This window comes from Haloarcula salina (assembly GCF_049603855.1).
Lineage (GTDB): Archaea > Halobacteriota > Halobacteria > Halobacteriales > Haloarculaceae > Haloarcula > Haloarcula salina_A.
The window spans coordinates 590,020-609,254 of the sequence record NZ_CP187146.1 but is presented as its reverse complement, the minus strand read 5'-3'; the positions used below and the strand labels follow the sequence as shown (position 1 = coordinate 609,254).

The 19,235-nt window shown below is 65.5% G+C and carries 23 protein-coding genes and 1 tRNA gene; 15 read left to right on the top strand and 9 right to left on the bottom strand.

Annotated elements, in window-relative coordinates:
• Positions 1 to 53: 53 nt before the first annotated feature.
• The 4 genes from ACOZ4I_RS03115 to ACOZ4I_RS03100 all read left to right on the top strand — a co-directional run bounded on the left by ACOZ4I_RS03115 (position 54) and on the right by ACOZ4I_RS03100 (position 4,992).
• Positions 54 to 1,430, top strand: coding sequence for a cytochrome P450 (locus ACOZ4I_RS03115; RefSeq protein ID WP_424002929.1), 1,377 nt, complete (start codon positions 54 to 56; stop codon positions 1,428 to 1,430).
• An 86-nt stretch (positions 1,431 to 1,516) separates the two neighbouring features.
• Positions 1,517 to 2,086: an FxsA family protein gene (locus ACOZ4I_RS03110; RefSeq protein ID WP_424002927.1), complete on the top strand. Its 570-nt coding sequence runs from the start codon at positions 1,517 to 1,519 to the stop codon at positions 2,084 to 2,086.
• Between the two features lie 86 nt (positions 2,087 to 2,172).
• A tRNA-Ile gene (locus tag ACOZ4I_RS03105) sits at positions 2,173 to 2,246 on the top strand.
• Between the two features lie 907 nt (positions 2,247 to 3,153).
• Positions 3,154 to 4,992, top strand: a complete 1,839-nt coding sequence (locus ACOZ4I_RS03100) for a hypothetical protein (RefSeq protein WP_424002925.1) — start codon at positions 3,154 to 3,156, stop codon at positions 4,990 to 4,992.
• On the opposite strand, the gene ACOZ4I_RS03095 is transcribed toward ACOZ4I_RS03100, so the two are convergent.
• Positions 4,993 to 5,556: a hypothetical protein gene (locus ACOZ4I_RS03095; protein WP_424002923.1), complete on the bottom strand. Its 564-nt coding sequence runs from the start codon at positions 5,554 to 5,556 to the stop codon at positions 4,993 to 4,995.
• A gap of 144 nt (positions 5,557 to 5,700) precedes the next feature.
• Positions 5,701 to 5,979: a transcriptional regulator gene (locus ACOZ4I_RS03090; protein WP_424002921.1), complete on the bottom strand. Its 279-nt coding sequence runs from the start codon at positions 5,977 to 5,979 to the stop codon at positions 5,701 to 5,703.
• Between the two features lie 319 nt (positions 5,980 to 6,298).
• On the opposite strand from ACOZ4I_RS03090, the gene ACOZ4I_RS03085 reads away from it, so the two are divergent.
• The 7 genes from ACOZ4I_RS03085 (at position 6,299) to ACOZ4I_RS03055 (ending at position 10,648) form a co-directional block, all read left to right on the top strand.
• Positions 6,299 to 6,481, top strand: coding sequence for a hypothetical protein (locus ACOZ4I_RS03085; protein ID WP_424002919.1), 183 nt, complete (start codon positions 6,299 to 6,301; stop codon positions 6,479 to 6,481).
• Positions 6,478 to 6,612: a zinc ribbon domain-containing protein gene (locus tag ACOZ4I_RS03080; protein ID WP_255410815.1), complete on the top strand. Its 135-nt coding sequence runs from the start codon at positions 6,478 to 6,480 to the stop codon at positions 6,610 to 6,612. The genes ACOZ4I_RS03085 and ACOZ4I_RS03080 overlap by 4 nt, the downstream gene beginning before the upstream one ends.
• Positions 6,609 to 7,643, top strand: a complete 1,035-nt coding sequence (locus ACOZ4I_RS03075; protein WP_424002916.1) for a site-specific integrase — start codon at positions 6,609 to 6,611, stop codon at positions 7,641 to 7,643. Before ACOZ4I_RS03080 ends, ACOZ4I_RS03075 begins: the two co-directional genes overlap by 4 nt.
• A gap of 344 nt (positions 7,644 to 7,987) precedes the next feature.
• The gene (locus ACOZ4I_RS03070) at positions 7,988 to 8,140 is read left to right on the top strand and encodes a DUF7560 family zinc ribbon protein (protein WP_424002914.1); all 153 of its coding nucleotides are present in this window, start codon (positions 7,988 to 7,990) and stop codon (positions 8,138 to 8,140) included.
• Between the two features lie 140 nt (positions 8,141 to 8,280).
• On the top strand, positions 8,281 to 9,165 hold the full coding sequence (locus tag ACOZ4I_RS03065; RefSeq protein WP_424002912.1) for a DUF4013 domain-containing protein: 885 nt from the start codon (positions 8,281 to 8,283) through the stop codon (positions 9,163 to 9,165).
• 69 nt (positions 9,166 to 9,234) lie between these two features.
• On the top strand, positions 9,235 to 9,468 hold the full coding sequence (locus ACOZ4I_RS03060) for a DUF2249 domain-containing protein (RefSeq protein WP_424002910.1): 234 nt from the start codon (positions 9,235 to 9,237) through the stop codon (positions 9,466 to 9,468).
• 1 nt (position 9,469) lies between these two features.
• Positions 9,470 to 10,648 carry a hypothetical protein gene (locus ACOZ4I_RS03055; protein ID WP_424002908.1) on the top strand — a complete coding sequence of 393 codons (1,179 nt, stop codon included), beginning with the start codon at positions 9,470 to 9,472 and terminating at the stop codon, positions 10,646 to 10,648.
• A 7-nt stretch (positions 10,649 to 10,655) separates the two neighbouring features.
• Here ACOZ4I_RS03055 and ACOZ4I_RS03050 read toward each other — a convergent pair whose 3' ends face one another.
• The 4 genes from ACOZ4I_RS03050 to ACOZ4I_RS03035 form a co-directional block, all read right to left on the bottom strand.
• The gene (locus ACOZ4I_RS03050; RefSeq protein WP_424002906.1) at positions 10,656 to 11,306 is read right to left on the bottom strand and encodes a helix-turn-helix domain-containing protein; all 651 of its coding nucleotides are present in this window, start codon (positions 11,304 to 11,306) and stop codon (positions 10,656 to 10,658) included.
• A 65-nt stretch (positions 11,307 to 11,371) separates the two neighbouring features.
• Complete coding sequence (locus ACOZ4I_RS03045) at positions 11,372 to 12,442, bottom strand: radical SAM protein (RefSeq protein WP_424002904.1); 1,071 nt, start codon at positions 12,440 to 12,442, stop codon at positions 11,372 to 11,374.
• Positions 12,443 to 12,754, bottom strand: coding sequence for a CGCGG family rSAM-modified RiPP protein (locus ACOZ4I_RS03040; RefSeq protein ID WP_424002902.1), 312 nt, complete (start codon positions 12,752 to 12,754; stop codon positions 12,443 to 12,445).
• A gap of 55 nt (positions 12,755 to 12,809) precedes the next feature.
• Positions 12,810 to 13,226, bottom strand: a complete 417-nt coding sequence (locus ACOZ4I_RS03035; RefSeq protein ID WP_424002900.1) for an SRPBCC family protein — start codon at positions 13,224 to 13,226, stop codon at positions 12,810 to 12,812.
• 229 nt (positions 13,227 to 13,455) lie between these two features.
• Here ACOZ4I_RS03035 and ACOZ4I_RS03030 point away from each other — a divergent pair, with 229 nt between their 5' ends.
• Together ACOZ4I_RS03030 and ACOZ4I_RS03025 are read left to right on the top strand one after the other, a co-directional pair.
• Positions 13,456 to 14,091, top strand: coding sequence for a helix-turn-helix domain-containing protein (locus ACOZ4I_RS03030; protein WP_424002898.1), 636 nt, complete (start codon positions 13,456 to 13,458; stop codon positions 14,089 to 14,091).
• A gap of 47 nt (positions 14,092 to 14,138) precedes the next feature.
• The gene (locus ACOZ4I_RS03025) at positions 14,139 to 14,702 is read left to right on the top strand and encodes an isopentenyl-diphosphate Delta-isomerase (RefSeq protein WP_424002896.1); all 564 of its coding nucleotides are present in this window, start codon (positions 14,139 to 14,141) and stop codon (positions 14,700 to 14,702) included.
• A 5-nt stretch (positions 14,703 to 14,707) separates the two neighbouring features.
• On the opposite strand, the gene ACOZ4I_RS03020 is transcribed toward ACOZ4I_RS03025, so the two are convergent.
• The 3 genes from ACOZ4I_RS03020 to ACOZ4I_RS03010 form a co-directional block, all read right to left on the bottom strand.
• A complete protein-coding gene (locus tag ACOZ4I_RS03020; protein WP_424002894.1) occupies positions 14,708 to 16,438 on the bottom strand; it encodes a histidine kinase N-terminal 7TM domain-containing protein in 1,731 nt (576 codons plus the stop codon).
• Between the two features lie 42 nt (positions 16,439 to 16,480).
• On the bottom strand, positions 16,481 to 16,780 hold the full coding sequence (locus tag ACOZ4I_RS03015) for a hypothetical protein (protein ID WP_424002892.1): 300 nt from the start codon (positions 16,778 to 16,780) through the stop codon (positions 16,481 to 16,483).
• A 105-nt stretch (positions 16,781 to 16,885) separates the two neighbouring features.
• Positions 16,886 to 17,056 (bottom strand): hypothetical protein, encoded by a 171-nt coding sequence (locus tag ACOZ4I_RS03010; protein ID WP_424002890.1) that lies wholly within the window; start codon positions 17,054 to 17,056, stop codon positions 16,886 to 16,888.
• Positions 17,057 to 17,167: 111 nt separating this feature from the next.
• Here ACOZ4I_RS03010 and ACOZ4I_RS03005 point away from each other — a divergent pair, with 111 nt between their 5' ends.
• Complete coding sequence (locus ACOZ4I_RS03005) at positions 17,168 to 18,025, top strand: molybdopterin-binding protein (RefSeq protein WP_424002888.1); 858 nt, start codon at positions 17,168 to 17,170, stop codon at positions 18,023 to 18,025.
• Between the two features lie 206 nt (positions 18,026 to 18,231).
• Positions 18,232 to 19,197, top strand: coding sequence for a WD40/YVTN/BNR-like repeat-containing protein (locus ACOZ4I_RS03000; protein WP_424002886.1), 966 nt, complete (start codon positions 18,232 to 18,234; stop codon positions 19,195 to 19,197).
• Positions 19,198 to 19,235: the final 38 nt, after the last annotated feature.

Below are 19,235 nucleotides of genomic sequence, written 5' to 3'. Positions count from 1 at the left end.
ACGGCCCCGCTCCCGACGAAAGACCGATTGGCCGGGCGGCCCAAGGACAGCCGATGGACGCCCTCCAGAATCCCACTGAGCCGTCCGAACCCGTCACGCCCGGCGACCGCCCGCCCCGCCTCGGCCGCGTCCCGCTCGTCGACAACACCGTCGCGATGCTGCGGGACCCGCTCGCCTTCTACGACCGCGCCGGCGACCACGCGGCCGACGTGGTCGGCTACAACGTCGCCGGGACGACGGGCTACTTCGTCTGTCATCCGGACCTCGTAGAGCGCGTGCTCGTCACCGACGCCGCGTCCTACGAGAAGGGCGCGCTCCTCCGGCGGTCGCTCGGCCGGTTCATCGGGGAGGGGCTGTTCCTGCTGGAAGGCGAGGAGTGGCGCGACCAGCGGACGGCGCTCCAGCCGGCGTTCTTCCGGGAGCGCGTCGCCGCCTACGGCGAGACGATGACCGACTTCGCCGCGCGGACCGCCGGCGAGTGGGCGGACGGCCAACGCCTCGACGTGCGCCCCCACATGCAGTCGCTGACGCTCGACATCCTCGGAAAGACGCTGCTCGACGTGGACATCGAGACGACCGCCGACGCGCTCGAACCCCTGCTCGACGCGCTCCGCCGCCGGCTGGACCCGCGCTCGCCGTCGGCGTACGTTCCGCTGTGGGTCCCCACGAAGACGAACCGCGCGGTCACCCGGTCCCTCGCCGACTTCCAGACCACGCTGGACGAGGTCGTCGCGGCTCGCCGGCGCGAGGATGCCGCCGCGCGCGAACAGCGCGACGACGTGCTCTCCCTGCTGCTCTCGCTCGACGAGGCGACGATGGACCGCGAGCGCCTCGGCCACCAGCTGCTGACCTTCCTCGTCGCCGGCCACGACACGACGGCGCTGACGCTTACCTACGCGTGGTTCCTGCTCGCGAACGCCCCCGACGCCCAGCGGCGGCTGCACGACGAACTCGACGACGTGCTCGGCGGCCGCCGACCGACGCCGGACGACCTGTTCGACCTGCCCACCCTCGACGCCGTGCTGAACGAGGTCCTCCGGCTGTACCCGCCCGCGTTCACCGTCTTCCGCCAGCCGACGGAGCCGGCGACCCTCGGCGGCTACGACATCCCCACCGGGGCTCAGCTCACGCTCCCGCAGTGGCTCGTCCACCGCGACGAGCGCTGGTACGACGACCCCGACGCGTTCCGGCCCGAGCGATGGACCGACGGCCTCGAAGACGCCCTGCCGGACTACGCCTACTACCCCTTCGGCGGCGGTCCGCGCCACTGCATCGGGATGCGATTCGCCCGGATGGAGGCGAAGCTCGCCCTGGCGACCATCGCCCAGGAGTACGCCGTCGAGCCGATCACCAAGCCGCCGCTGTCGCTCGCGATGCAGATCACGCTCAGTCCCACGGAACCGGTCGAAGTACGCCTCCGCGAACGCTGAGCCCGCCGTCCGGGACTGCGCTCGACACCGGCACCGTGGGATGGGTCTCTCGAAAGGCGTTTGGGGGCGGACCTGCAAGCGGTGGTATGCTCCGGGTCATCGGGCTGCTGTTGCTCATCCCGCTGTTCGACATCGTGCTGCTGGTGACGGTGGCCATCCCCTACCTCGGCCCGCTCGTCACGGTCGCTCTCGTCGTCCTGACGGCTCTCGTCGGAATGTTGCTCGTCCGCGCCGAGGGGCGAGCCACGCTGCGGACGATACAGGAGAAGCTGGCGACCGGCGAACTGCCCACCGACGAACTCATCGACGGCGGGTTGCTCATCGCCGCCGGCGCGTTCTTCCTCACGCCCGGCCTCGTCACGGACTTCGTCGGCCTCCTGCTCGCCGTCCCGTTCACCCGCTACCCGGTCCGGGCCGCGACGCGCCGCTGGGTCGTCCGTCCCTACATCGACTCCAAGACCGGCGGCTTCGCCAGCGGCCAGGTGTACATCGGCGGCTTCCCCGACGAAGACAGCGGCGCGGCAGGCCCCAGTGGGGCTGGCCCCGGTCCGTCTGGTCCCGGCGATGCCCCCGACGGCGGTGCGGCCGGCTCCGGGTCGTCGTTCGATCCCGACGACGCCACCGACATCGACTTCGAGGAACGCGACGAACACTGAAGCCCTGCCGCGGTTTCACATCCCCAGGCGCCCGCGAAACGTTACCCTTTTCAATACCCCTCGGGTACTGGAATATGCGCTCATCCGGGCCAATAGCTCAATCAGGTTGAGCGCTCGGCTGATAACCGGGAGGCTCTCGGTTCAAATCCGAGTTGGCCCACTCTCTTTCCGGGTGGTTTCCAGCCCACCCGATTCCGAAGTTACAAGCCCTCAGAGGCTTCTTTTCGGCACCTCAGAAATATACCCATAAGGGTCGTTCTGAGCAATTCACAAGCAACCTTGGCGGCCCCCTTCGCCGTCTGGCGATTAGTCTTAGCCAAGGCGAAGTGACGATTCGCCGGGGTGGTACTGATGAGTGACTCGGGATGGTCCGAGACTCAGCAGTATCCACCTGAAAAGACGCCAGAGAACCACCAGTTAGACGTTCGGAGTTCCGTCGACTGGACGCAGTACACCGCGTACAGGTGCATCTACTGCGACGAACCCTGTGTTAACGAACTCGGTTCGGTCTACGCCCGCGCTCGTGAATGTCGTGACTGCTTCGACGTTCCGACGCTCGACCGGCACAGCGCCGACGATCTCCGCCGAGGTGATCGTCGATGACGGAATGGTCCGAGTATCGGCACTACTGCTGCCGGAAATGTGGTGAAATCTGTATCAATCACCGCGACCTCGACCGGACCGGCGTCGATCTCTGCAACGGCTGTTACCAGCAGTACTACCACAACGAGGTTCTGGAACTCGTCGAGCAGCACCTGGAACAACAGCCGGCCCCGACAATCGCCACAAGCGAGCGAGCGGAGGGAGCGACCCCCTCACATGGGGGTCCGACCGACCGAGAGAGCGCACGCCCCCGAGCGGAGCGACGGGGGCAATCCCAACGCGAAAGCCCGGCCGCAGGCCCGGAACGTGGGGTAACGATACAGTCGCTACTCAAAGCGGTTCGGCAGGCCGATGAGTGACCGGCACGCCCGTCGGTCGGTCCATCTGCCACCCACCCACCGACCGACCCACAGGTACGTGGGTCGCAACCGGCCCCTGACCGCAGTTGATACCGCACACGTCTGATGAGCGTTGTCGAGCCGCCGGGACACCTGGGCGGGCTCGACCTCGCGGATAGATGTAACACTCCCGTTTTAGCAGACCTCCTCGAAGATCGCGACCTCCTCGGTCACGGTCAGCTGATAGACGGAACACTCACTCAGCGCGACGAGGACCGCGTGCGCATTGCGAAGTTCATAGCAGCCCATCCAGAGGGTACACCGCTGTCACACGTCGTTTCATACGCCGTCAAAGGCGTCTCACCTGAGACGTGCGAGCGCGTCGAAGGTTCAGACGCCGACTACCAGTTCGCTTACCGTTTCGTGGACGACCTCGTAGCGCCTGACGACCCGTACGTGCGGAAATCACGCTCGTCAGGCGTCCTTTTCGTGACCCCGACACTGCGCCTTCTTGACTTGATTACAGAAGGCATTACTCAAACACGCCAAAATGAGGGCGTCAAGTACGACCGCGAGTTCCTACGGAATTACCTCTCTCGCGTCGATTCTGTGGACGATGATCTTCGGGAGCTACTGAAGGACGGTTTTACATCCTACCTGAATCGCATCAAAGACTACCAACTGCTGTTCGACGTTCACTTCGTCGACCGCCGCGGCGGCGAGTCTACCCAGCGGATGACGAAGGACTACAAGACCCGATTCAACGACTCCGGGCGCGTCTCGAAACAGTTCGCGCGATTCAACGACGCGTTGGAATACGGATACCAGAACGCCGAGAACGCCGTGCTGGTGACGCTGACAACCGACCCGAAGCGCCAAGATTCCTTGCTCGACGGAATTGACTCGATAAACGAGAACTTCAACCGGCTGTTGTCGTACTTCGATTCGGACCCGTCGACGAAAGCCGACACGCGAGACCCGGACGTACTCGGCTGGCGTCCCGATCTCGACGACGACGTGACCGGCCGGCCGAGAGAGCGACCGGACTACATCAAGGCGCTGGAGTTCACCGAAAAGGGCTATCCGCACCTGCACGTGCTGTTCTTCGATGTTCCGACCCGCGACGACGATGGAATGCCGTGGCTGTGCGACAAGCCGGAGCTGGCAAAGAAGTGGACCGACTACGGACAGGGAGAGATCGTCGACGTGTACCCGCTGACGTACCGCGACGACCTCGACGACCTGGAACCAGAGTTCCAGAGCGACGAGGGCTTCGTCGACTGGTACCGCTTCGGTGACCACGATCACGGCGAGCAGTGGGTCCGGGAACGGACCCGCTCGCACGAGTTGATCGAGTTCGGCGACGACGGCTATGAGAAGGAGTCGACGGCCGGCGCGTATCTCGGGAAGTACCTGAGCGCGACGTTCGGCTCGCTGCTCGACGCGACGGAGTCCTTCGAGCAGGCCGACGACGAACGAGAGACGTACGCGGACAAAGCGGCGACGTGGAAACTCGCGCTGTACTGGGCGACGAACCGTCGGTTCTGGTCTTGCTCGAAACCGATTACGGAAGGAATCGACCCGAACGACCACCTGCAAGACCCGGACGTGCGCGAAGCCGTGCGCTGGTGTTCGCTCGACTCCGTACAGGCCGCGAGCGAGAGCGAGATACGCGACGACCTCGCCCGTCGGCAGTGGGACGACCTCGACGATCTCGACGCCGCCGTAGAACGGGCGATTTCCGATGTGGAACAGCCGCTGGTGCGTTCGACACTGCCAAAGGAAGCCACGTTTCGCTGTCTAGTCGACTATATCGGTGCGTATGCGTATTGGGACCTCCCCAGCGACGAACTGGCCGACGGTCATCAGAACCTCGAAGTTATTGAGGACTGTGCCGACGACGGTGTCGACATACCGGTAATAGACCGGGAGAAGGGGCCGCCGATCCTTGATGTGTGGTCGTAATCACACAAATAAATATAAAGAGGCAACAGATCCAAGCGAAGCGAAAATGAATGAAATACCAATTGTAATTCCATATGAGGCTTTTTTACTGATCTGGATGTTTTTGTCAACTCGTTTGAGGTAAATTGGCGTTATTACTTTATAATACTGTTTTTCATTATATCCGCTCGAAATCACCTCTAGAAACTCGTTACTGGTTGCTCCAATGAATCGGTTATCCAGGATAAAATATATAATAACAAATATAGTCATAGAAAGAAGTAGAAATGTGAATGATGATATTATAGAATACCGTGGCATTGTCATTCCGCTATTAGTTACATATTGGAACACTGCTAAGACGAATGTAGATATTAACAGATTGATTTTGATCAGTCCAAGTACCGTATTTTTCTTCTCGTCAATCATTGAAACACTCGATTGAAACGCCTCTACAGATCGTTTGTTTTGGGTTTTCCAGAAACTCAGATCTTGTTCATTACTCTCTTCAATCGCCTCTGCCATTTCAAACAAACTGGCTGGCTCACTATTCTCTCGTGGTTCTAAAGAGTTCGGTTCAGTCACATTACCATTTAATAGTGCAATTGTAGTAATTCTACGGGCAAGTATTTACCAATCAAATCGATCTGAACGGAGATTATACTAAGCGACCACCGAACAAGTCCCCGAGTGCTGGCGGCGACCGAATCATCGGTGAGAAAGCGTTCACTATTCACTACTTAGCGTATCTTCCCGGAAATTCTCGGGATGACCATACACTTCAATCGCCTCAATTCCCTTCTCAGAAATCTTGTATTTTCCTCTGTCGACCTTGTCAACCAGTCCACCCGCCTGAAGTGTATCCAGCCGCCGAGAAACGCTAACCCGTGAGCGGTCGGTGTTCTCGGCGATAATCGACGGAGATAGAATGAGCTTGGTCCAGAGAACTTTTAGAATGTCCTTGTCCGTGTCTGTGAGCCAATCTGGTCCCTGATCTGAGTCACCCATTGTTTGCTACTAAATAGTTCCCGCCATATTGAAGGTTGGTACTATTGGATACCAAACGTTGGATACGGATTAGTAACAAGATTTAACTTCCTACCAGTAATTGGCTAAGATGGAGCCGCCAAGTTGGTCGTTGACGACACTAGCCGGGAAGTAAACGGAAGGGCCGTGCTGGAACACGGCCCCGAGGTGGCTCCGGTGAAACGATGGAAACCGAAACCTGCGCGGGACTGAGATCCCGCACGAGAGGCAACGGCGTACAATGTGAAAAGACCGCGGATCAGCAGCGTCCGGCACACTGCGTTCATGTCGGAGGTGAACGATGAGCCGGTTCGCGGCGATGACTTCGGAGAACCGCGCTGTCGACAGCGCGTTCTCACCGTTCTCCGAGGACTGTGACCACCCTGAAGCGGCGCGAAAAGACCACGATTCGGGTGGTCAGGCCGGTCGACCGTCGTTCTACTGCACTGGGTGCAACCGACTGGTGTTCGACGGAGAACGATGAGCGACGACCGCCTGTACGTCTGCGAAGCCTGCTCGAACGTGACGTTCGAGCCGGTTCGAGTCTGCCCCGCGTGTGGAAACCACGGTGAGCCGCTGTCGCTCGCGTTCACCTTCGAGCGAGGTGAGCAATGAGCGACGACGACCTCGACCCGATCACGCCCGAGGCGGCGCTGACGTACTACCTCGATTCGCGGCGCTACGACCTCCGCGAGACGACGATGCGAACGCACGAATCGCGTCTCCGGTCGTTCGTCGACTGGCTCCAAGACCAGGGCATCCAGAACATGAACGAGGTGGACCTCCGCGCGGTCCACACGTACCGCGTCTACAAGCGCGAGGACAACGGCGACGATGACACCTGCAACTCCGTGACGATGCAGGGGCAGGTGTCGACCGTCCGCCGGTTCCTCGACCACCTGACGGACATCGACGCCGTACCTGAAGCCCTGCCGGAGCGGATTCGGCTCCCGAACGTCGAAGGTGACGGCTCGAACGACACGCAGCTCGATTCCGGGCGAGCGAATGCGATCCTCGACTACCTGCTCGAGTATCGGTATGCCTCATCTGAACACGTCACGCTACTGCTGATGTGGCGGACCTCCGCTCGACGCGGTGGCGTCCGTGCGCTCGATCTCGACGATTTCGACGCAGACGACAGGGCGCTCTGTTTCCGTCACCGACCGGAGACGGGAACACCGCTGAAGAACGGTGAACGTGGCGAGCGAGACGTGTCACTGTCGCCCCACGTCGCGACGGTCGTCGAGGACTACATCAACAGTCCGAACCGCCACGACGTGACCGATGATCATGACCGAACCCCGTTGGTGACTACCTCCTACGGACGACCCTCTGTGACGACGTTCCAGAACTGGGTGTATCGACTGACTCGCCCCTGCGTCATCGGTGAGGCCTGCCCGCACGATTACGACCCAGAAACCTGCGAGTTCAACACACACGACCGCGCGAGCGGGTGTCCATCCTCGGTGTCACCCCACGCTGTGCGCACCGGCTCGATCACGGCCCACCGCGACGCAGGCACGCCACGCGAGGTCGTCAGCGACCGCGGCGACGTGTCCGAGAAGATCCTCGAAAAGCACTACGACAAAGCGTCGAAGCGCCAGCGAATGCGTCGACGCCGCGACCAACTGCCGGAGGAAATCTAACGATGATTGCCGAATACCGTACCCGACAGCAAGTACCGATTGCTAAGACCGAGTTGGCCCACTCCCACTCCGGGTGGTCTTCAGCCATCCGGGATCTGGGGGCAGCACTCCCCAGCCAATTCATTTCGGCAGTTGTCAAACGCCCAGAGGGATGTCTCTGATGAGTGCACTCGCAACTCTCGCGGCCCCCGCTGCCGTCTGCGATTCGACGTAGCCACGGCGAGCGGCGGGAACCTGTCCAACACCCCCTGGGGTCGGCCACCATCCACTCGATGGTACGGGAACCTATAGGGCCGTCAAATCGGGGGTAGCGGTCCTTTGTCCGCCCGAACGGGGGACGGTACATGGCGGACTTTCGCTTTACCTGCCCAGACTGCGGGGCGAACGCGGTTGTCGACGCCGGGGTTCGAGAGCGGCTGTTGGCGGTCGGCTGCCCGGTCTGCGGACGACCGGTCGGAGGCGCAGCGTTCGTCGACGAGACGTCGCCGGGCCAGTAGCAGTGAGCGCGTTGGGCAGTTCATTCGAGATTGTGTCACCGGGGCGGCCGTTCCGTCGCGGGACGAGACGCGACGGCCGAGTGGCTGATTTTTCAAGCCGGGCAAAACCTATATAAAATAGTCCGGAGACTGATACTGATATGATTGAAGACGCGCTCCGCTATCAGACGCAGGGCGACGACTGGCTGAAACGAGTGGCGATCGGCGGCGGCGTGCTCTTTCTTGGGATCTTCATCCTCCCGCTGTTTACCTTTCAGGGCTACATGCTCGAAGTGATGCGCCGGGTGATGCGCGGCGAGACGGAGACGCCGCCCGCGTGGGGGGACCTCGACCTCGTGGAGATAACCGTCGACGGCGTCCGACACACCGTCGTCATGGTGGGCTACGCGCTGGCGCTGCTGGTCGTGCTCGCTATTCCGGGCGTCGTGATTTTCACGGGCATCGTGGGCGAATCCGGCGCGCTGGCGGTGCTGGGCGTGCTCGTCGGTGGACTCGTCTACCTCGCGGGCGTCCTCGCGATGGCGGCTGTCCTCCCGGTCGCGACGGGGAACTTCGTCAAGGAGGACAGTATCGGAGCGGGCTTCGACCTCGACGTGCTCCGGGCCGTGGTCACGAACCGGACGATGCTGATGGCCGTCCTCATGGCGTTCGCGGTCAACATCATCGTCTCGGCGGTCAGCAGCGTCCTCGGGTTCACAATCGTCGGCTACCTGCTCGTACCCTTCGTCGCGTTCGTCGGGCAGTCGGGGATCATGTACATCTGGGCTGACGGCTTCGCCGACGCCTACGAGGAGGAGTTCGGCGAACCGCCGCTTTCGCCCGCGGCCGGCGGTCCGGGCACCGGCGTCGGGACGACGGCCGACGTGGCCGGGGAGTCCGACGACCGGGGCACCGGTGACGAGACGGACGACACCGCCAGCGCGTGGGACGACGAGTCCACGAGTACGTGGGACGACGAGTCCACGAGCGCGTGGGACGACGACTCGACGGATACCTGGGACGATGCCGGCGACGACCGATACTGACGGGCGACGGACACCGCAGCGAACACGTTCGGGACAAACCCCTGACGAACTCCCGCCGTTGAGATGGGTATGAGCACCGATTCGCAGGGCGGCGTTCGCGAACTGGACGTGCGGCGCGTCGAGGGCGAACCGTTCTCGGACATCATGGCGGCGCTGGACGACATCGGCGACGACGAACGACTCAGACTGGTGAACAGCTTCGAACCGGTTCCGCTGTACGGCGTCCTCGAAGACCGCGGCTTCAGCTACGACGCGGAACAGGTCGCAGACGAGGAGTGGCACGTCACGGTCCGGCCGGAGTGAGATGTCGACCGCGCGCGCCTCGCGGTGGTTCGTCGCGGCGGGCGCGCTGTTCTTCCTCGCCCTTCAGCTCGCGATGGCCGCGGGCGCGTCGCGTCGGACCGTCGTGACCCTCGGACTGTACGGCTTCGTCCTGCACGTCGTCTTCGGGAAGGCCTACGCGCTCGTGCCGTCGTACTTCGAGCGGTCGCTGGCGTGGCCGTCCGCGCCCGCCGTCCAGTGGCCGCTGTCGGTCGCCGGGACCGCTGCGCTGGCGCTAGCTCCGGTGGGACCGGCGTGGCTCGATCCGGCGGGGACGGCGCTGTGGGCCGGCGGCGTCGCGGTCTTTCTCGGAACGCTCGGCTGGACGATTCGATACAACCCGACCGGGGCGGCGACGGGGACCGGCGACGCGAACGCTCACCGGCGGCCGGTCGACAGGCGCGCGAACGCGGTCGTGCCGCTAGCGCTCGGCTACCTGGCGCTGGGCACCGTCGCGGCGCTGGCCGGCGCGTTCGAGGTCCAACCGCTCGGCGCGGGCCCGCTCGCCGTCCAGCAGCGCTCGCACCTGCTGGCGGCGGGGACGGCCGCCCTGCTCGTCTTCGGCGTCGGCTTCCGCCTGTTTCCACGGTTTCTCGTCGCCGAGCCGCCCCGCCGACTCGTCGGCGTCGTGTTACTGACCGGGGCCGTCGGGCCGGCGCTGCTGGGCTTCGGCCTGTTCGCGCCGGCCGTCCTGCTCGTCGGCGGCGTCGTCGAGGCCGTCGCAGTCGTCGGGTTCGCCGTGTCCTATCTCGTCCTGTTCGTCCGTTCGGACCGCCGCCGCGTCGGCTTCTACGCGGTGGCGCTGGCGGCCGTCGCCGGCGTCTGTGGCGTCGGACTCGGACTAGCGATGGCGGTGACCGCCCGCGACCCGGCGCTGGTTCGGGCGCACTACCGCCTCATGCTCGTGGGGTTCCTCGGCCTGACCGTCGTCGGCGCGGCGTATCAGTTCTATCCGCCGGCGGTCGGGACGTGGCCGTTCGCGTCCGACCGGACGGCGGTGGCCTCCATTGCACTGCTCGGGGGCGGACTCGGGCTCCAGGTGCTCGGGGCGCTACTCGGCCTCGGAATCGCGTCGACCGCCGGCGCGATGCTCGGGGTCACCGGTGCGGCGCTGTTCGTCTACCTGCTGTTCGCGGCGTTCGACCGTCGCCGCGGCCGCTGATCCCGCGCTACGCCTCGACGATGCTATCGAGCAGTTTCGTCTGGGCCGCCGCGAGGTGTTCGGCGAACGTCGACACCGAAATGTCGAGTTCGGTGGCCACGTCACCGGCGTTCGCCCCCTTCGGGTACTCGAAGTAGCCCATCTCGACGGCCGTCTCCAGCACCTCGCGCTGGCGGTCGGTGAGCGTGCTCCGGTCGACCAGGATCGAATCCACGGGGTCGACCGAGCCGTTCTGGCGCATCGACCGGAGCGAGACGCCGTCGTACAGCTCCTTCAGCCGCGTGACGATGGCGCGGACGCGGTCGATGTCCGGCGCGTGAAACGTCATCTGGAGCTGTCCGTCCTCAGCACGGATGTCGGCGACCGGACACTCGAAGCGCTCGACCGCCTCGCAGACGCAGTCGGTCCGCGTCCGAGTGAACTGATAGCGCGTCCCGTTGCCGGTGACGAACACCTCGTCGAGGTCTGCCCGTTCGTCGAGAGGTGTCTCACCGTCGTCGTCCGCCGCGGTGAACTCCTCGATGACCCGCCCGTCGGCGTCTGGACTGCTCCGTGCCACGTCTGTCACCGCCGTCCCGGCCTCCTCGGAGACGCTCGCCACCGGGCACGCGCCGGGGGAATCGACCGATAGTTCCACTCTGATGCCCGAGTCACTCATATCCAACAGTTCCTCCTATGCCTACAAAACGCACGAGGCGCATTCCCACGGAGTGAAAAAGGCCCTCAATCCGCCGGGTGCTGGTCGGGAATCGGCCCGTCGTAGCCCGTCGGCTCGTAGCCACACAGGGGGTCGGCATCCAGCGGATCTCCGGTCGTCGCGTAGGCGCGCGACCGACTGCCGCCACAGACGGCGCGGTACTCGCAGGCCCCGCACTTGCCCGTCAGCGCGTCGTCGTCCCTGAGTCGCTGGAACAGGTCCGAGTCGCGGTAGATGTCGACGACGCTCTCGTCGGGGACGCTCCCTGCCGACTTCGGGAGGAACCCGGAGGGGAACACCTCGCCGGTGTGGCTGACGAAGGCGAACCCCTTGCCGGCGCGGATGCCGAGGCGGCGGCGGAAGTCGCCGTCGTCGTCTCGCTCCTCCAGCGCCACCCGCCGGTAGTGGGGCGCTTCGGTCGTCTTGACGCCGAATCCGGCGTCCTCGCTGACCTCGTGGAGCCACGACATGACCCGCTCGGCCCGGTCGGGGTCGATGGGGGTCAGCACCCGGCCGCGGCCGATAGGAACGAGGAAGAAGACTGACCACAGCACGGCATCGAGGTCGTCGACGAGGTCACGGATCGCCGGGAGTTGCCCCACCGTCTCGGCGCAGACGGTGGTGTTGATCTGGAGCGGCACGTCGAGGTCGCGGGCCGCCTCGGCGGCCGCCATCGTCGCCTCGAAGCTCCCGTCCTCACCGCGGAAGGCGTCGTGGGCCGCCCGGTCGCCGCCGTCGACGGACAGGGCCAGTCGCCGGAGGCCGGCGTCGTCGAGTTCGGCCAGCCGCTCCCGCGTGAGCGAGGCCGTGCCGCTGGGCGTCAGCGTCATCCGAAGCCCTCGCTCGGTCCCGTACTCGATCAACTCCGAGACGTCCTCGCGGGCGAGCGGGTCCCCGCCCGAGAGCACGACCAGTTGCCCCTCGCCGAACTCGCGGGCCTGGTCGAGGAGGGTCTTCCCCTCTGCGGTCGAGAGCTCGTCGGGGTGTCGCCGGGGCTGGGCGTCGGCCCGGCAGTGCTTGCACGCCAGTTCGCAGGCCTGCGTGAGTTCCCAGATGAGGACCAGCGGCCGCCGGTCCAGGTCGAGGTTCCCGCGCATCTACGCCTCCTCGTGGACGTGGACGCGGGTGACGTGGCCGCCACAGCCGCACTGGTCGACGTAGTCCGCGGAGACGGCCTCGCCGAAGCGGTCGTCGAGCGCGTCGAACAGGTACGTCTCGGGGTGGCCGTGGGCGGCGTGGCTCACCAGGTTGACGTGGTTTCCCGCCGTCGTCTTCTCGACGGCGTCGACCGCCTGTGCGACGACCAGCGCCCGGTCCTCGGCGTGCTCGGGCGTCTCCAGATTCGCCGACCAGGAGTTGTCGTGGACGGCGTCGGTGACCGGTGGGACGTTCTCGTGGACGCGGCTCATGGGCGACCGTAGTCGGCCCGGCCCCCTCGGTCTGCTCCCGCAGATGTTCGGGGGTTTATCCCTGCACCTGCTCGTCGAGCCAGTCGAACTGGCGATTCAGTTCCTTGCTGCGCTGGCGCGAGACGATGGTCGAGTCGATCATCGTCCCGAGGACCGGGAGATCGAGCGCCGTGTACTCCGTCGTCGCCGTCACCTCGGTCCCCCCGTCGACGGCCTCGACGGTGTAGTCGGTGGTCATCGACTCGAAGATGCCCTCCCGTTGCTCGTAGGTCAGCACGGCCTCGGTCTCTATCAGTTCGACCACCAGTTCGATCTGGAACAGGCCGACGTGATTCTTGATGACGACGGTGTCGCCCTCGACCGTCACGTCGTCGAAGCCCGCGGCCCGCATGAACGGCTCCACGTCGGTGACGAGGTCGGTGACCGTCTCCGGGTCGGCGTCGACCGTCCGGGTCAGCGAGACGCGCTCCATACCGGATGGCGTTCGCCCGACGGAATAAGCGTTCGCCACACCCGCACGTGTTCGGACCGGCGTTCTTGTTCGCGGTCGGCCTGCGTCCAGTCAGTCGCGCCCACCTCGTCCGCGGTCGCCGGCCCGCGCCATTGTCACCCATGCACAAGATTCATTGGCCGCGCCGACGAAACCGAACATGTTCGGCAACACGGCCGCGGGACCGGGGCGAATATATTCGGATAGAGAGATGCCACACGCTGAACTCACCCTCACGATACCGGAGGAGATCTGGATCGGCGACGTGTCGCGGACGTACGACGAGGCGACCTTTCGAATCCTGGCCGCGCTCCCGGGCGAGGACTCCGGGGTCGGACTCGCAGAGGTCACTTCGGCGGACCTCCCGGCGGTCCTGCGGGACATCGAGGGGCGGAACTCGGTCACGTCGATGGAGATTCTCTCCCACCGCGACGACCGTGCGCTGATACAGTTCGAGACCTCGATGCCGCTGTTGCTGTTTCCGGTGCAGGGGTCGGGCATCCCGCTGGAGATGCCGTTTACCCTCTCGGACGGGCAGGCCGTCTGGGAGATCTCCGCGCCCCAGGAGCGGCTCTCGGAGCTCGGCGAGCAACTGGAGGAGTTCGGCATCCCCTTCGACGTGGACCGCATCCAGCAGCACCTCGAATCCGAGCAGCTGCTGACCGAGAGCCAGCTGGAGCTCGTCGAGGCGGCTATCGACGCCGGGTACTACGACACGCCGCGGGACTGCTCGCTGACCGAACTGGCCGAGCGCGTCGGTATCGCGAAGTCGACCTGCAGCGAGACGCTGCACCGCGCCGAGGAGAAGATCCTGAAAGAGTTCGTCGCCGACCACCGGACGCGTTGACGAGAAGTCGAAGGGCGTAATACTCACCTCCGTGAGATGGTGGACATATGAGCAACGACGCGGTCGACGAGACGCACAAAAACGCCCGGCAGGAGGTCATCGCCGTCGACGCCGACGACAACGAGGAGGGGCTCGTCAATCGACTTGAGGCCCACACTGGCGACGGCGTCCGCCACCGCGCGTTTACGGCACTGCTGTTCGACGAGAACGATCGAATCCTGCTGGCCCAGCGCGCCGCGAACAAGCGCCTCTGGGACACCCACTGGGACGGCACCGTCGCCTCCCACCCCGTCCAGGGCCAGACGCAGGTCGAGGCCACCGAGGAGCGACTCGAAGAAGAACTCGGCATCACGCCCGCCCAGTACCGCGACCTCCGCGTGACCGACCGGTTCGAGTACAAGCGCTACTACGAGAACGCCGGCCTGGAGTGGGAAGTGTGTGCGGTCCTGCAAGCGACGCTGACCGACACCGCGCTCGACCCGAACCCCGAGGAGGTCGACGGCCTCATGTGGGTGCCCTACGACCGGCTCCGCGAGCACCCGGAGTACTACCGCCAGCTCCGCCTCTGTCCGTGGTTCGAGATCGCGATGCGCCGCGACGAAGAGCGATAGCGGCGTCAGTCCTCGCCGGGACGCGGCGATTCGACTTCGGCCGTCTCGGGATCGGCCGCCGGCACCTGCAGTTCGACCGACGTGCCCGACTGCTCGTCCTCGGTGAAGGCCATCCGACCGCCCAGGTTTCGGACGATCCAGTTGACGAGCCAGAGCCCGACACCGGAACCGTGTTTCAGCGGCGTCTCGGTCCCCGAACGGATGACCTCCCGCTCGTGGGCGGCGATTCCAGGGCCGTCGTCGCTGACGCGGACGACGACCCCCGGCGTGCCAGTGGTCCGCTCGACAGTTATCTCGACCGCGACCGACCCGTCGTCGGCCGCGCCGTGGTCCGCCGCGTTCTCGATCAGTTCCTCGAAGGCGATGATGACCGACGGGCCGCCCTCGATCCAGACGTCGCGGTCACACGAGAGGGAAATCGTCGCATCCGGGTAGCGCTCGCGCGCCTCCGCGACGACCGGTTCCAGCAGCGACCGGAGTCGCATCGGGCGGTGTCGCTCGCTCTCTAGGGCTTCCGTGACGCGCCCGATCTTGTTGCTCCGGTCGACGATACCGTCGACGGTGCGGATGATGCGCTGGATCCGCTCGCGTTCCTCGGGGCCGGCGGTGTCCCTGAGCATGTCGGCGTTCCCCTGGACGACGTTCATCTCGTTGCGAATGTCGTGGCGCAGCAATCGGTTCAGCACGTCGAGGCGCTGTTCGCGCTGGCGACGGTCCGTGATGTCCCGCAGACTGATGAGGTGGCCGGAGACGACTCCGTAGGCCCGGTACAGCGGCGTCGCGCGGACGTCGTAGTACCGGAGCGCGCCGTCACGTTCGAGGGACATCTCGGTCTGCGCGCGCTGGCCGGGGTCCGGGACGGTCTCGGCGAGTCGGGGGAGTTCCTCAGTCAGCGGCCGTCCCAGCAGGGCGTCCTGGTCCCGCTCGAACAGGGCCATCGCGGCACCGTTTACGTCGACGACACGGAGTTGTTCGTCGACGATCACCACCTGGTCGTCGAGTTCCGTGAAGATGGCCTCGCGGCCGAGTTCCCGCGTCACCGGCGCGACGTCCAGCAGCTTGGTCCGCAAGATCGCGACGGAGAGGACGACGCCGGAGGCGACGTAACTGAGACTCGTCGGGTCGAAGTCGACGGGCAACACACCGAGGACGAACAGCGACTGGACGACCGTCGGGACACCGATGGCGACCAGCAGCGCGAGCACCTGTCCGCGAAACAGCTGATTCGATCCCACCATCACGCGCAGGAGCAACAGGCCGCCGGCCAGCACCAGCGCCAGCATGTACGACAGGTGCCCCCAGTAGGCGATCCCGAACGCGGGATCGAGCGCCACCGCCGCCGACGAGAGGTACCGCGTCTCGGTCGCCGTCCAGACGAGGTCGTGGGCGTCGTTCGACCAGACGAGCGTCACGAACAGGGCCGGCTCGACGAGCAGGAGGGCCACCCGCCGCCGCGTGAGCCAGCCCGGGTGGCCGGTGTACTCGAGGACGGTGACGAGCCACGCGACCGGGATGACGACCGAGAGCGTCAGTTGCACCTGGAGGAGCCGGATCATGCCCTCCAGGCCCGGCATCGCGAGTTCGATCCCGTACGCGACCGCCCACAGGCTCGCCGCGACGACGAACGTCGCCAGCGGGCCGGCTCCCGGCCGATCGCGGTGGAGCCACACGAGAAAGGCGACAGCCATGCCGACGACGCCGGCCAATAAGACGACTGCGAGCGGCGTCGTAACCATTCGTTTCCGTAGTAATGCAGTCCCAGATATAACTGTTCTCGCTCACTCGGCGTGGGACCGAAGCGCCGACCAGACCGCGAACGCGCCGAGCGCGAACGCGGGAATCAGCGGGAGCGTGAGGTACGCGTCACGAAGAGTCAGTCCGAGAGCGCGGATGACACCCTGAGCGGCCGGTAACAGCAATATCGCGCCCGGAACGACCAGGAATGCGACCACGAGCATCCCGACGAGGGCCCACCCGCTCGTCCCGAACTCGGCGTCGGCCGACGCGTCAGCATCCCCCTCCGGCCGGTGGACGTAGCCGCCGTCGGCGTCGGCCGACGCGGAGTCGTCTGGCGTCATCGAGCGGCACCCCGCCGCGCCGACGGGGCGGATGGACCGGTATGCGAGCGAGTCGTCATGGCTCGCCGTGAGGGAAGCACGCGCAAAACGCTGGCGGTCTCGCCGTCAGGACGGGCCCGGCACACCGGCGGGTTCCGGCTCGGAGATGTCGAGCAGGGTCGTCCGGTGATCGGTCGTCGACTCGTGTGCGGTTCGCTCTCGTTCGGCGGTCGCGCGTTCGTCGTAGAGCCCCTCGAACGGACACTCGTGACAGACGAGATGATATGCCCCCACCATGATATTTATTCATCCCCTAGTTTGGATAAATCTATCGATGTGAGTTCCGTACCTACCGGACTTCGTTCCCCGGCTCTAGGACTATTTACCCACGGCGACACATCTGTCGGTATGGTTGACTTTCAGTCACGGGACACGCGCCGGGGCCCGACTGACGACGAGGACGAGCGCGACGACGGTGACGGCCCCTCGGAGACAGACGCCGACGCCGAGGCGGCTGCGTCCCCCGACCAGCCCACCGAGTCCGAGACGTCCACAGACGGAGCGGACGGCGAACACGCCGCCACGGGCACGGTGGACGATGCCGCCCAAGCCGACGACGCCGGAACGGACCAGGACCCGCTCGCCGACGACGCCGCTCGCGAGGACTCGGTAGATGCGGGGGACGGGGAGCCGGCAACCAACACTGAAGCGTCGACGGACCGGACCGCGACCGGTCCCGGGCCGGCGACGAGCAAGGGAGCGACTGGCCCCGCCACGGCGCAGGGGAGCGACAGCGGTCAGTCGGTCGCCGTCGCCGTGGTCACCGTCGGGACGGCGACCGAGGAGGGCGGCGATCCGACTTCTGAACACCTGGAAACGACGCTCGAAGCCGACGGGCACACGGTCACGGCTCGCGAGCGCCTGCGGGGCGACTACGACGGGATCCAGCAGGCGGTCGACACCCTCGTCGGACGCGCGGACGTGGACGTCGTCGTCACCGCCGGCGGCATCGGCGTCGGGCCGTCCGAGGCCACCCTCGAAGCGGTCCACCCGCTGTTCGAGAAGGCGCTGCCCGGCTTCGAGGAGGTGTATCGGAGCCTCCTGTTCGAACCGATGGGAACGAGCGTCATCACCGTCCGGGCGACTGCCGGCATCGCCGACGGCACGCCGGTGTTCTGTCTCCCGGAGGACCCCGACGCGGCCGGCCTCGCCGTCGACGAGATCATCGCGCCGGAGGCCGGTGACATCGTCGCGGAACTGCAGTGAAATCGCCGGACGGAGACCACCTTATCAGTCTTGTGTCGTTTGACCGGATTTAACACCTGATTTAACCGCTATCGGGGCCGCTTCGCGGTCTCCGAGATTCAGCGTCGCTCCGCCGGCAAATCGCCGGGATAAACGAATGAAACGGTGCAAATGGACGTTAACTGCGGCCCCCATTGAAGTGCAATCGGTCCCCAGCGCCGGATGCCATGTCCGAACGCAAGGCGACTCGACGCGGCGTGCTCGAAGGGATCGGCGCGACAGTTGCGACGGTGGTCGGCGGCGCGGCCCTCTCCGGGGCCGCCACGGCGACCGGGACGTGGACGGCCGTCGAGTCTCCGACCGGCAACACGCTCCACGACGTCGAGGCCACGACGGCCGGCGCGTACGCGGTGGCCGGCGGCGGCATCGTCCTCGAACGGACCGACGCCGGGTGGAAGAAGGTCATCGGCGGCGGGCCGACCGGTAACGGCAACAGCCTCTACGGCGCGGACGTGACCGACGACGGGAAGCGGCTCTGGTTCGTCGGCTCGTCCGGGGCCATCGGCGAGTACGACGTGGAGGCGGGCGTGTTGACCGACCACAGCGCCCCGATGGACGTGACGAACAACTTCAACGACGTGGCCGTCACCGGCGCGGCCGGTGAAGCCAACGTCTACGTCGCCGGCGACTCCGGGAAGCTGTACTACTCCTTCGAGAACGGCGCGAGCGGCACGTGGGAGTACACCACCCCGGGGTCCGGGTCGGCCATCAACGCCGTCGACTTCCACGGGCCGCGGTCGGGTCACATCGTCGACGGCAACAAGTCGGTGTTCGCCACCGACGACGGGGCGACCTGGGACAAGATCGGACTGGCAGACGCGAACGTCAACTTCTACGGCGTCGACTCCGACGGGCCGGCCGACGTGTGGGTGTCGGGCGGTGGCGGCATGGTGTTCCACTGGAACGGGTCGGCGTGGACATCGGCCGACACCGGCGACGCCGGACTGCGTGACGTGGAGGTCACCGACGACGACGACAGCGGCTACACGGTCGGTGGCGGCGGCAAGCTGTACGCGCTCGACGACGGCGACTGGACACAGGCACAGACGCCGACCGGGCAGAACCTGACGGCGGTGGTCCGGGGGGACCCCGCCATCGCGGTCGGCGCGGGCGGTACGATTCTCGAAGCGTAGCGACGGCGCCCTCGTCTGGTCACCGGATCGGCGACTGC

Coding starts and splice junctions, on each gene's coding strand:
- ACOZ4I_RS03040 (WP_424002902.1), bottom strand. CDS start 12,754: ATGAGCCGCGTCCACGAGAACGTCCCACCGGTCACCGACGCCGTCCAC.
- ACOZ4I_RS03030 (WP_424002898.1), top strand. CDS start 13,456: ATGCCACACGCTGAACTCACCCTCACGATACCGGAGGAGATCTGGATC.
- ACOZ4I_RS03115 (WP_424002929.1), top strand. CDS start 54: ATGGACGCCCTCCAGAATCCCACTGAGCCGTCCGAACCCGTCACGCCC.
- ACOZ4I_RS03060 (WP_424002910.1), top strand. CDS start 9,235: ATGAGCACCGATTCGCAGGGCGGCGTTCGCGAACTGGACGTGCGGCGC.
- ACOZ4I_RS03045 (WP_424002904.1), bottom strand. CDS start 12,442: ATGCGCGGGAACCTCGACCTGGACCGGCGGCCGCTGGTCCTCATCTGG.
- ACOZ4I_RS03080 (WP_255410815.1), top strand. CDS start 6,478: ATGAGCGACGACCGCCTGTACGTCTGCGAAGCCTGCTCGAACGTGACG.
- ACOZ4I_RS03065 (WP_424002912.1), top strand. CDS start 8,281: ATGATTGAAGACGCGCTCCGCTATCAGACGCAGGGCGACGACTGGCTG.
- ACOZ4I_RS03025 (WP_424002896.1), top strand. CDS start 14,139: ATGAGCAACGACGCGGTCGACGAGACGCACAAAAACGCCCGGCAGGAG.
- ACOZ4I_RS03020 (WP_424002894.1), bottom strand. CDS start 16,438: ATGGTTACGACGCCGCTCGCAGTCGTCTTATTGGCCGGCGTCGTCGGC.
- ACOZ4I_RS03070 (WP_424002914.1), top strand. CDS start 7,988: ATGGCGGACTTTCGCTTTACCTGCCCAGACTGCGGGGCGAACGCGGTT.
- ACOZ4I_RS03055 (WP_424002908.1), top strand. CDS start 9,470: ATGTCGACCGCGCGCGCCTCGCGGTGGTTCGTCGCGGCGGGCGCGCTG.
- ACOZ4I_RS03075 (WP_424002916.1), top strand. CDS start 6,609: ATGAGCGACGACGACCTCGACCCGATCACGCCCGAGGCGGCGCTGACG.
- ACOZ4I_RS03085 (WP_424002919.1), top strand. CDS start 6,299: ATGAGCCGGTTCGCGGCGATGACTTCGGAGAACCGCGCTGTCGACAGC.
- ACOZ4I_RS03005 (WP_424002888.1), top strand. CDS start 17,168: ATGGTTGACTTTCAGTCACGGGACACGCGCCGGGGCCCGACTGACGAC.
- ACOZ4I_RS03015 (WP_424002892.1), bottom strand. CDS start 16,780: ATGACGCCAGACGACTCCGCGTCGGCCGACGCCGACGGCGGCTACGTC.
- ACOZ4I_RS03035 (WP_424002900.1), bottom strand. CDS start 13,226: ATGGAGCGCGTCTCGCTGACCCGGACGGTCGACGCCGACCCGGAGACG.
- ACOZ4I_RS03090 (WP_424002921.1), bottom strand. CDS start 5,979: ATGGGTGACTCAGATCAGGGACCAGATTGGCTCACAGACACGGACAAG.
- ACOZ4I_RS03000 (WP_424002886.1), top strand. CDS start 18,232: ATGTCCGAACGCAAGGCGACTCGACGCGGCGTGCTCGAAGGGATCGGC.
- ACOZ4I_RS03010 (WP_424002890.1), bottom strand. CDS start 17,056: ATGGTGGGGGCATATCATCTCGTCTGTCACGAGTGTCCGTTCGAGGGG.
- ACOZ4I_RS03050 (WP_424002906.1), bottom strand. CDS start 11,306: ATGAGTGACTCGGGCATCAGAGTGGAACTATCGGTCGATTCCCCCGGC.
- ACOZ4I_RS03100 (WP_424002925.1), top strand. CDS start 3,154: ATGAGCGTTGTCGAGCCGCCGGGACACCTGGGCGGGCTCGACCTCGCG.
- ACOZ4I_RS03110 (WP_424002927.1), top strand. CDS start 1,517: ATGCTCCGGGTCATCGGGCTGCTGTTGCTCATCCCGCTGTTCGACATC.